The 10,567-nt window shown below is 72.7% G+C and carries 7 protein-coding genes; 4 read left to right on the top strand and 3 right to left on the bottom strand.

Features of this window, described 5'->3' with window-relative positions; all coding sequences use genetic code 11:
• Nucleotides 1-139 precede the first annotated feature (139 nt).
• Nucleotides 140-1,330, bottom strand: a complete 1,191-nt coding sequence (gene lhgD, locus KDL01_RS34030; protein ID WP_212532800.1) for an L-2-hydroxyglutarate dehydrogenase — start codon at nucleotides 1,328-1,330, stop codon at nucleotides 140-142.
• 110 nt (nucleotides 1,331-1,440) lie between these two features.
• On the bottom strand, nucleotides 1,441-3,000 hold the full coding sequence (locus KDL01_RS34025) for a hypothetical protein (protein ID WP_212532799.1): 1,560 nt from the start codon (nucleotides 2,998-3,000) through the stop codon (nucleotides 1,441-1,443).
• Between the two features lie 155 nt (nucleotides 3,001-3,155).
• On the opposite strand from KDL01_RS34025, the gene KDL01_RS34020 reads away from it, so the two are divergent.
• The 4 genes from KDL01_RS34020 to KDL01_RS34005 all read left to right on the top strand — a co-directional run bounded on the left by KDL01_RS34020 (nucleotide 3,156) and on the right by KDL01_RS34005 (nucleotide 8,760).
• On the top strand, nucleotides 3,156-4,460 hold the full coding sequence (locus tag KDL01_RS34020; RefSeq protein WP_307846739.1) for a ribonuclease D: 1,305 nt from the start codon (nucleotides 3,156-3,158) through the stop codon (nucleotides 4,458-4,460).
• Nucleotides 4,461-4,579: 119 nt separating this feature from the next.
• Nucleotides 4,580-5,302, top strand: a complete 723-nt coding sequence (locus KDL01_RS34015) for a hypothetical protein (protein WP_212532797.1) — start codon at nucleotides 4,580-4,582, stop codon at nucleotides 5,300-5,302.
• A gap of 111 nt (nucleotides 5,303-5,413) precedes the next feature.
• Nucleotides 5,414-6,634: a thiolase family protein gene (locus KDL01_RS34010; protein ID WP_307846738.1), complete on the top strand. Its 1,221-nt coding sequence runs from the start codon at nucleotides 5,414-5,416 to the stop codon at nucleotides 6,632-6,634.
• Nucleotides 6,631-8,760 carry a 3-hydroxyacyl-CoA dehydrogenase NAD-binding domain-containing protein gene (locus tag KDL01_RS34005; protein ID WP_307846737.1) on the top strand — a complete coding sequence of 710 codons (2,130 nt, stop codon included), beginning with the start codon at nucleotides 6,631-6,633 and terminating at the stop codon, nucleotides 8,758-8,760. The genes KDL01_RS34010 and KDL01_RS34005 overlap by 4 nt, the downstream gene beginning before the upstream one ends.
• A gap of 97 nt (nucleotides 8,761-8,857) precedes the next feature.
• Here KDL01_RS34005 and KDL01_RS34000 read toward each other — a convergent pair whose 3' ends face one another.
• Entirely contained in the window at nucleotides 8,858-10,441 is a 1,584-nt protein-coding gene (locus KDL01_RS34000) for a DUF2079 domain-containing protein (RefSeq protein WP_212532795.1), read from the bottom strand.
• Nucleotides 10,442-10,567 lie beyond the last annotated feature (126 nt).

Genomic DNA, 10,567 nt, shown 5'->3' with positions numbered 1-10,567 from the left:
TCCGCCGACAAGACCACGAACACCACCCCCAAAGGCACCGGACGCGACGCACCCCTCATGCCCCGCCCACGGGACAAGAGCTCGAACACCGCCGTGTCCTGATCGACCCGTGCCGACGCCCGTACCGGGGCCGCGGCCCTCAGTCGACGGCGTCGGCGAGCAGGCCGGCGACGTGGCGGGCGATCTCGAGCGCGCCGGTGGCGGCGGGTGACGGGGCGTTGAGCACGTGGACCTGGCGCGGCGCCCACTCGATCACGAAGTCGTCGACCAGCTTGCCGTCCCGGGTCAGCGCCTGCGCCCGCACCCCCGCCCCGGCCGGCACCAGGTCGGCGGCGGTGATCGCGGGCACCAGCCGGGCCAGGCTGCGGGCGAAGCGGGCGCGCGAGAGCGAGCGCAGCACCTCGTCCAGACCGACCCGCCAGTACCCGCCGGCCAGCTTCCAGGTGCCCGGGTAGCCGAAGGTGTCGAGCACGTCCGCGGCCGAGACGTCGCGGCGGCGGTAGCCCTCGCGGCGCAGGGCGAGCACGGCGTTGGGGCCCGCGTGCACGCTGTCGTCGATCATCCGGGTCAGGTGCACGCCGAGGAAGGGGAAGCGCGGGTCGGGCACCGGGTAGATCAGGCCCCGCACGAGGTCGCGGCGCTGCGGCGCGAGTTCGTAGTACTCGCCGCGGAAGGGCACGATCCGCGCGCTCGGGCGCAGCCCGGCCATCCGGGCCACCTGGTCGCTGTGCAGGCCGGCGCAGTTGACCAGGGCGTCGGCGTGCACGTGGCCTGATTCCGTCTCCACCACCACGCCGGTGTCGGTGGCCCGCACGCCGGTGACGAGGCTGCCGGTGCGCAGGTCGGCCCCGTGCGCGGTGAGTTCGGCCACGAAGGCCCGGCAGACCGCGGCGAAGTCCACGATGCCGGTGCTGTGCACCCGCAGCGCGGCCACGCAGGAGACCTCGGGCTCGTATTCGTGCGCCCGGGCCGCGTCGATCAGCTCCGCCGGCACGCCGTTGGCCTCGGCGTTCTCGGCGAGTTTGCGCAGCCGCGGCAGCTCGGAGTCGTCCACCGCGACGACCAGCTTCCCGCACACCCGCACCGGCACCCCGGCCTTCTGCGCGTAGGCGGTCATCGAGGCGTTGCCCGCCACCGCCATCCGGGCCTTGAGGCTGCCCGGCCGATAGTAGAGCCCGGCGTGGATGACGCCGCTGTTGTGGCCGGTCTGGTGGCCGGCCCAGTGCGGCTCCTTCTCCAGGACGGTGACCCGCCAGCCCCGGGTGAGCGCCAGTTCCCGGGCGGTGGCCAGCCCCACGATGCCCCCGCCGATCACGACTGCATGCCTCATGCCCCCTTTCATACCAGGGGCGGGACCGAATCAGGAGAGGCGAGCGGATGCGGCACCTTCGCAGCCCCCGGACGCACCGGGGCGAGCTGCGAGGAGTCGGCGCGGCCGGTTCATCGGGTGCTGACCCTGATCAACTGCAGCGTGTGCTCGTCCGGCATGGTGAAGTGCGTCCAGCGGGTGCCGATGTGCCAGTGCGCGCTGTCCGCGGGCGCCGAGGGGACCGTCACGAGCGCGTAGGGGACGACCGGCCTCGGCTCGCCGCGGTCGGCGAACAGATAGTCCAGCGCGACCAGGTCGTGGCGCAGCGCTCCACCCCTGGCCTGCCAGCCGGTCAGTTCGTGCTGGAACTCGGCGCGGCTGGAGAAGACGTCGACGATGTCGCAGCCGCAGTAGTAGGCCAACTCGCCGATCTCGCCGGGCGAGGCCACCGCGCCGCCTTTCAGCAGGGGGCTGATGTCGCGGCCGATCTCGGCGTACTCGGCGCTGGTGGCCCAGTTCGTGGACACCGGGGCCAGCGACCAGGGCACGCCGACGCCGAGGTCGAACACGACCGCGGCGGCCAGCGCCACGGCCAGCGTCATCCGGTGCTCGGCCAGCGCGGCGGGCACGGACGGGCGCGAGCACAGCGCCGCGAACACGATCGTGCCCAGGCCCACCGACGGGCCGTAGTACCAGTGGAACGGCGCGGGTTCGGTGGCCAGCAGCAGCCCGAAGTGGGCGGCCGCGGCGAGGGCGAGCGCGGCCACCGGCCGGGTCCAGCGGATGCCGGTTCCGGCGGTGCGCAGCGCGGGCAGCAGCCAGCAGGCGCCCGCGAGCGCGGCGAGCAGCGAGACCGCGACGGCGCCGGGCATCCGGTCGAAGTACACGAACAGGCCGCGGTCGAAGGTCAGGCCCTGCCAGCCCGGGTTCATGATCTTGATGATCACCGAGTCGGGCAGCAGCCCGCCGAGCACGGTCCAGCTGAACAGGAACCAGGGCGCGGCGGCCAGCGCGGCCACCCCGGCGATGCGCAGCCGGCGGCCGCGGGTGGTGGGCACGGCGAGCACGCACACGGCGCTGATCACCACCGCGTCGACCCGGGTGAGCAGCATGGCCGCGCACAGCAGGCCGGTGGCCCACACCCGGCCGGCCAGCGCGCAGCGCAGCGTGGTGACCGCCAGCAGCAGGACGAGCATGACCTCCATGCCGACCGTGGACAGCAGCAGCGGGTTGGCGATCACCAGCAGCGCGGCGCCCAGCGCCCCGCCCCGGCGCAGTCCGGCCCGGGCGAACAGGCCGTCCAGCGCGAGGGCGAGCCCGGCGCAGCTGCCCGCGAACACCAGCCCGAGGCCCAGCACCACGTGCCGGGTGGCGAACGCGGCGGCGGCCAGCAGCAGCACGTTCAGCGGGGAGCTCGCGGTGTTCGCCGGATGCCCGGTGACCAGCGCCCACTGGCCGTGGAAGGCCAGGTTCCCGGCATAGCACAGGGTGATGTAGGTGTCGTCGATCAGACTTCCGCGCACCAGCAGGAACGCGAGCGCGCCGGCCGCGAAGCCGATCAGCGCGGGCACCGTGCCGGGCCGCTGCGCCAGTGCGGCGAGTCCGCCGCGCCCGGCCCGCTCGCCGCCCGGCGGGAGGTTTCGCGGTCGCGGTACGCGCGTGGGCAGGGTGGGGTGCGGTGCTTGCGGCATCGCGTGGCTCCCGGGCTCGAGGCAGGCGTTGATCGAAGAGCCCAACGAGCTCCCTGGGCAAAGGGCACGGAAAAGCGGCCCTGGCGCAGGCCGCCTCGGTCCCCCGACCCGGGATGGACGGCTCGGTAAAACGAACGGCGCGTTACGGTAAGGGGGTGACCGATACCGCCGCCGCCCCCGAGCCGACCGCCGCACCGTCCGCCGCACCCGCGCACGACGAGCCCCTCGAGGCGCTCGAGGCGCCCGCGGTGGTGGCGAAGCCGCTGCTGACCCCGCGCGAGGGCGTACCCGAGGTGATCGCGGACGCGGCGGGGCTGGCCGAGGCGGTCGCGCGGTTCGCCGCGGGCAGCGGGCCGGTCGCGGTGGACGCCGAGCGGGCCTCCGGCTTCCGCTACGGCCAGCGCGCCTACCTGGTGCAGCTGCGGCGGGCCGGCGCGGGCACCGCCCTGATCGACCCGATCGCGGTGCCCGACCTGAGCGGGCTCGCCTCCGCGCTCGGCGATACGGAGTGGGTGCTGCACGCGGCCAGCCAGGACCTGCCCTGCCTGCGCGAGCTGCACTTCACGCCGTCCGCGCTGTTCGACACCGAGCTCGGCGGCCGCCTCGCCGGATACCCGCGGGTGGGACTCGGCCCGATGATCGAGGAGCTGCTCGGCTACCACCTGGAGAAGGGCCACTCCGCGGACGACTGGTCCACCCGGCCGCTGCCGGTGCCGTGGCTGACCTACGCGGCGCTGGACGTGGAACTGCTGGTGGACCTGCGCGACGCGGTGAACGCGGAGCTGGTGGCGCAGGGCAAGCTGGAGTGGGCGCGCCAGGAGTTCGAGGCGGTGCGCACGGCGCCGCCGGCCGAGCCGCGGGCCGAGCCGTGGCGGCGCACCTCGGGCGTGCACCGGGTGCGCAAGGCCCGCAACCTGGCCGTGGTCCGGGCGCTGTGGCTGCGCCGGGACGAGCTCGCCCGCCGCCGGGACATGGCGCCGGGCCGGGTGCTGCCGGACGCCGCGATCATCGAGGCGGCGACCAAGCTGCCCAAGACGGTGCACCTGCTGCGGGCGCTGCCGGGCTACAGCGGCCGGACCCGTTCGGCCGACGCGGTGAGCTACTTCGCCGCGCTCGAGACCGCGCTGGCGCTGCCGGAGCGCGAGCTGCCGCACCACCCGCCGCGCTCGGACGCGCCGCCGCCGGCCAAGTCCTGGGAACGCAGCGACCCCGAGGCCGCGGCCCGCCTGGCCGTCGCGCGCCCGGCCGTGACCGCGATCGCGGACGAGCACCGCGTGCCCACCGAGAACCTGCTGCTGCCGGACCTGGTGCGCCGGCTGTGCTGGGCCCCGCCGGCCGACCTGGACGACGAGGTCGTCGCCGGGTACCTGCGCAACGGCGGCGCACGGCCCTGGCAGGTGGAGCTGACCGGGCACGTGCTGGCGGCCGCGCTGCGCCGGGCGGCGGCACACGTCCTGTGAGCGTGTCGGTAGACAATCACACAGGCTTCGGGTGAACATCTGGCATCTTGGTAGCGCTCGACTCACACCGCCGCCGATCCCGAGCCGCCGCCCGACCCCGAGAAAGCAGACCTGAGCCCATGCACGCCCGCATATCCAGCCGGTCGGTCTCCGGCCTGCTCGCCCTCGCCGTCCTGCCGCTCTCCCTCGCCGCGTGCACGGGCGCGAGCTCCGGCGGGGCCGACCCGGTCGGCGGCGGCGCCTCCGCCGCGTCCACCAGCGCGAACCCCGACTCCGGCCTGCCCACCGGCACCCTGCTCAAGGGCGACCTGCTCACCTCGGGACTGCCCTCGGGCTACGCACTCGACTCCACCGGCACCGTGGACACCGGCGAGTCCTTCCAGGACCCCTCGGCCACCGCGGCCGCACCCGCCTGCTCAGCCCTGGACGCGACCGGCTGGATCAGCCTGGCCGGGTTCAGCGCGGTCTCGTTCGCGCAGAGCGACTACATCGACAAGGGCGACTCCGAGGAGTTCGCCCAGGAGATCGACACGTATCAGGGCACGAGCTCGCAGGACGTGATGACCGCGCTGTCGAAGATCGCCACCCGCTGCCCGTCCTTCAGCGACACGCAGACCCACAGCACCGTGAAGGTCGTGGTGTCCACCGCGAGCACGCCCGGCGACGGCAGCGTCACCATCGCGCTGCACGACACCTCCTGGGTGGGCTTCACCACCCTCGTCGCGGTGCGGGTGAACCACTCCGTGGTCAGCGTGCTCAGTTCGGCCACCTCGGGCAGCGACACCTTCGCCGCGCAGCGGGCCGCGAGCATCGTGGCGAACCTGAAGGCCGGGGCGAACTGACGCGCCGGAGGCGGGCTTCAGCTCACTCCCACACCCCGGTACCGAACTAACTTACTGGCGAGTAGCATGACCGCAGAGCACCTGTCATCGCTTCACGCTAGGAGTGCCACCGTGCCTCGTACCGCGCGCGACGTCGTCTTCGTGGACGGCGTCCGTACCCCGTTCGGCAAGGCCGGCCCCAAGGGCATCTACGCCGAGACCCGAGCCGACGACCTGATCATCAAGTGCCTCCGGGAGCTCGTGCGGCGGCACCCCTCACTGCCCCCGGAGCGGATCGGCGAGGTGGCCCTCGCGGCGACCACGCAGCTCGGCGACCAGGGCCTGACCCTCGGACGCACCGCGTCGCTGCTGGCCGGACTGCCCACCTCGGTGCCCGGCTACTCGATCGACCGGATGTGCGCGGGCGCGATGACCGCCGTGACCAACGTCGCCGGCTCCATCGCGCTCGGCGCGGTGGACGTGGCGCTGGCCGGCGGCGTCGAGCACATGGGCCGCCACCCGATGGGCGAGGGCGTGGACCCGAACCCGCGCATCCTGAGCGAGCGCCTGGTCGACGAGTCCGCCCTGTCCATGGGCATGACCGCGGAGAACCTGCACGACCGGTTCCCGCAGCTGACCAAGGAGCGCGCCGACGCCTACGCCGCCGCCTCCCAGGAGAAGTACGCCAAGGCCCTGGCCGACGGCAAGATCCAGCAGGACCTCGTCTCGGTCGCGATCCGCGGCGGGCTCGAGTCCCAGGCCGGCCCCGGCTGGGGCCTGGCCACCGCCGACGAGCCGCCCCGCCCGGGCACCACGCTCGAGGCGCTGGCCGCGCTCAAGACCCCGTTCCGGGTGCGCGGCCGGGTCACCGCCGGCAACTCGGCGGGCCTGAACGACGGCGCCACCGCCGCGATCATCGCGGCCGAGGAGGTCGCGCACGAGCTCGGCCTGCCGGTCGGGATGCGCCTGGTGTCCTACTCCTTCGCCGGAGTGGAGCCCGAGGTCATGGGCTTCGGCCCGATCCCGGCCACCGAGAAGGCGCTGGCCCTGGCCGGTCTGAGCATCGATCAGATCGGGCTGTTCGAGCTCAACGAGGCCTTCGCGGTCCAGGTGCTCGCGCTGCTCGACCACTACGGCATCGCCGACGACGACCCGCGTGTGAACCCCTGGGGCGGCGCCATCGCCATCGGCCACCCGCTGGCCTCCTCGGGCGTACGCCTGATGACCCAGCTGTCCCACCACTTCGCCGAACACCCCGAGGTCCGCTACGGCCTGACCTCGATGTGCGTCGGCCTCGGCATGGGCGGCACCGTGATCTGGGAGAACCCGCACCACGAGGAGTACGGCAAGTGAGCACTGCGTCTTCCCGACAGGACCTGATCGAGCGGGCCGCCGCGGCCTTCCCGGACGAGGTCGTCACGCACGCCCCGGTGCGCGTGCTCGACCTGCCCGGCGGCGCCGGCCGCTTCGCGCTGGTGACCCTCGACAACGGCTTCGACCACACCAAGCCGACCACCTTCGGCCCGCGCGGCCTGGCGAACATCGACGCCGCGCTGGACCAGGTGGCCGAGCTGGCCGCCTCCGGCGCGATCGTCGCGGCGGGCGTGACCGGCAAGCCGTTCATCTTCGCCGTCGGCGCGGACCTGAAGGCGGTGGCCGCGGCCGAGTCCGCGGAACTGGCCAGGGCCACCGGCAAGCAGGGCCACGACGTGTTCCGCCGGCTCGGCGAGCTGCCGGTGCGCACCTTCGCCTTCGTCAACGGCGCGGCCATGGGCGGCGGCGTGGAGATCGCGCTGCACTGCACCTACCGCACCGTCAGCTCCGGGGTGCCCGCGTTCTCGCTGCCCGAGGTCTTCCTCGGCCTGGTCCCCGGCTGGGGCGGCACGCAGCTGCTGCCGCGGCTGATCGGGCCGGACAAGGCGGTCACGGTCATCCTGGACAACCCGCTCTCGCAGAACCGCCAGCTCAAGGCCAAGCAGGTCTACGAGCTCGGCATCGCGGACGCGATCTTCGAGCCGGCCGACTTCCTCGAGGAGTCGCTCGCCTGGGCCGCGGCCGTGGTCAAGGGCGAGATCGTGGTCGAACGCCGCACCTACGACGAGGCCGAGTGGACCGCGGCGCTCGAGCGCGGCAAGCAGATCGCCGACAGCCGCGTGCACGGCGCCACCCCCGCGCCGTACCTGGCGCTCGAGCTGATCGGCAAGGCCCGCACCGCCTCGCGCGACGAGGGCTTCGACGCCGAGGACGACGCGCTGGCCGACCGGATCATGAGCGAGGAGCTGCGTTCCGGCGTCTACTCCTTCAACCTGGTGCAGAAGCGGGCCAAGCGCCCGGTCGGCGCGCCGGACAAGTCGCTGGCCAAGCCGGTGACCAAGGTGGGCGTGGTCGGCGCCGGCCTGATGGCCTCTCAGCTCGCGACGCTGTTCGTGCAGCGGCTGGCGGTGCCGGTGGTGCTCACCGACATCGACCAGGAGCGGGTGGACAAGGGCGTCAAGTACGTCCACGAACAGCTCGACTTCCAGGCGCTCAAGGGCCGGCTGAACTCGGACAAGCTCAACCGGCTCAAGGCCCTGGTGACCGGCTCGCTGACCAAGGACGCCTTCGCCGACGCGGACTTCGTGATCGAGGCCGTGTTCGAGGAGATGTCGGTCAAGCAGCAGGTGTTCGCCGAGGTCGAGGCCGTGGTGCGGCCGGACTGCGTGCTGGCCACCAACACCTCGTCCCTTTCGGTGACCGAGATGGCCTCGAAGCTCGAGCACCCGGAGCGGGTGGTGGGCTTCCACTTCTTCAACCCGGTCGCGGTGCTGCCGCTGCTCGAGGTCGTGCGCGCGGAGAAGACCGACGACGCGACCCTGGCCACGGCCTTCGTGGTGGGCAAGAACCTGAAGAAGAACTGCGTGCTGGTCAAGGACGCCCCGGCGTTCGTGGTCAACCGGATCCTGACCCGGTTCATGGGCGTGGTCAACCAGGTCCTGGACGAGGGCACCCCGGTGGAGACGGCCGACCGCGCACTGGACCCGCTGGGCCTGCCGATGTCCCCGTTCGAGCTGCTCGAACTGGTCGGCCCGGCGGTCGGCCTGCACGTGGCCGAGACCCTGCACGCCTCGTTCCCCGACCGCTTCCCGGTCTCGGAGAACGTCCGGCGCCTGGTGGAGGCCCACAAGCGCGGGATCTACCAGTGGGTGGACGGCGTGCGCGTGGTCGACCCCGAGCTCGAGACGCTGTTCGAGGTCGGCGACCGTCCGTCCACGCCGGAGCAGGTGCTCGCCCGCGCGGTCGAGGCGCTGGCCGAGGAGATCGACCTGATGCTGGCCGAGGGCGTCGTCGCGGCGGCCGAGGACATCGACCTGTGCATGATCCTGGGCGCCGGCTGGCCGTTCCACCTCGGCGGCATCACCCCGTACCTGGACCGCTCCGGCGTGTCCGAGAAGGTGGCGGGACACCGCTTCCTGGCCAAGGGCGTGGCCTCGCTGCCGTAGTCCCAGTCCCGAGGACGGTGAACGCCGCGTCCCGCGGCTCCGGAGACCCCGGAGTCGCGGGACGCGGCGTTTCCCGCCCAGCGCGCGGCGGGCGCGCTCAACGCTCCATCAGATAGACCTGCCCCTGGCGGTAGACGAGATGGAAGCCAAGGCCCTGCAGCCGCTGCTCGTACCCGGGCGGGGTCCACCCCGTGGCCGTGTCGAAGAACACGTACGTGGCCTCGCCAGGTGAGATCCAGTCGGTGTCCCTGGCCACGAGCACGGTGCCGAGGTCGTTGGAGACGTACACGTTCTGACCGGACGGAACATGCGCGGCCACCGCGTCGATGTCCCGCACCAGCGCGGCCGGACGCACCAGTTTCCCGTCCAGGTACTCCCAGGCCGCGAGCCGCGCCCGGTTCTGCGGCTGCAGCTGCATGGCCGCCGAGGTCCCCAGCGCGGCCAGGGCGAAGGCGACCACCACGCCGCGGTGCACCCGCGGCGAGCGCAGCCGGGACAGGCCCGCCGGCAGGGGGCGCCCGGTCCGGCGCCACAGGAGTCGGCCGAGCAGCCCGATCCGGCGCGCCCCGTCGAAGGCCCCGATGACGATGATCGGCGCGACCTGGAGATAGAAGTGGTAGTTCCAGGCCCAGTGCGTGACGTTGTCCGAGGCCATCAGCAGTACGACGGTGGTGCTGCCGAGATAGGTGATCGGCGAGGCCAGGCAGACGAAGAACACCGGCAGCAGCAGGAAGAGCCAGGTGCCGCGCTTGACCCGGTTGCTGATCATCAACCGGAACAGGTGGTGCGGGTGTTCGAGCGCGTGCAGGAACGCCTGGAAGGTCGAGGAGGCGTGCAGGGTCGGGCCGTAGTCGAAGTGCCGCAGCTGCCAGTTGGCCACGTCCCTCCCCCAGTCCGGCAGGATCACCTGGGTGAACAGCAGCACCATGACCGGGCCGAGGACCATGAGCACGGCGGCGTGGCGCCAACGGCGGTGCCAGGCGGCCCACAGCCCGAACAGGAACACCATCACGCCCATGTCCTCGTAGCACAGGACGTTCAGGCCCATCAGGATCGACGCCGCGGTCCAGCGCCCGGCCAGCGCGCGTTCGATGGCCCAGCCGATCAGCAGCGGCTCGAACATGTTCTCGTGGATGTCGAACCCGATCGCGGTCTGCACTTCCATACAGGTGAGGAAGAACACGCAGGCCAGGGTCGCGGCGGTGGTCCCGTGCAGCCGGCGCACCGCGAAGTAGACCGGCAGCCCGGCCGCGCAGATCACGAAGGCCTGCGCGACGGCCAGCGAACTCGGCGCGTCGTGCAGCCACAGCAGCGGGGCGAGCAGGATCAGCATCGGGGAGAAGTGGTCGCCCCATTCGCTCTGCCCCGCACCCTGCAGCGGCTCGCTCGGGTAGAAGTGGAACGCCCAGCCGTGTATGACCTGGAATATGACGCCGAAGTCGTAGCTGCCGGCTAGGTGCTGGTCTATTCGGTCCACGGCCAGCGCGCTGTAGAAGAACGCGGCGACGAGGCAGAGCCAGACCGCCGGACAGCGCGCCACGGCGAGCAGGCCCCGCAGCGCCGCCGACCCGATACGCGAGCCGCGCGCGGCCTCGTCCGGCACCGCGGCCGGCCCCGCTTGCGCCGTTGCGCTGCCCGCAATGCCCGCGCTGCCGGTACTGGTCGTACTGATGTCCACCATGACGTCACCCCCCCTTCGAAGGAATCAGATCTCCGCGTCGGCCTTCTCGGCGCGTGGGCGGGGCATGAGGGGTGCGTCGCGTCCGGTGCCTTGGGGGGTGGTGGTGTTCGTGGTCTTGTCGTTGTT

The organism is Actinospica durhamensis, assembly GCF_018139695.1.
In the GTDB taxonomy this organism is placed as follows: Bacteria; Actinomycetota; Actinomycetes; order Streptomycetales; family Catenulisporaceae; genus Actinospica; species Actinospica durhamensis.
This window is presented reverse-complemented; position numbering and strand designations above follow the sequence as displayed.

What these genes read in the sequence shown, in the direction of transcription:
- lhgD (WP_212532800.1), bottom strand. Translation starts at nt 1,330, where the DNA reads ATGAGGCATGCAGTCGTGATCGGCGGGGGCATCGTGGGGCTGGCCACC.
- KDL01_RS34025 (WP_212532799.1), bottom strand. Translation starts at nt 3,000, where the DNA reads ATGCCGCAAGCACCGCACCCCACCCTGCCCACGCGCGTACCGCGACCG.
- KDL01_RS34015 (WP_212532797.1), top strand. Translation starts at nt 4,580, where the DNA reads ATGCACGCCCGCATATCCAGCCGGTCGGTCTCCGGCCTGCTCGCCCTC.
- KDL01_RS34000 (WP_212532795.1), bottom strand. Translation starts at nt 10,441, where the DNA reads ATGGTGGACATCAGTACGACCAGTACCGGCAGCGCGGGCATTGCGGGC.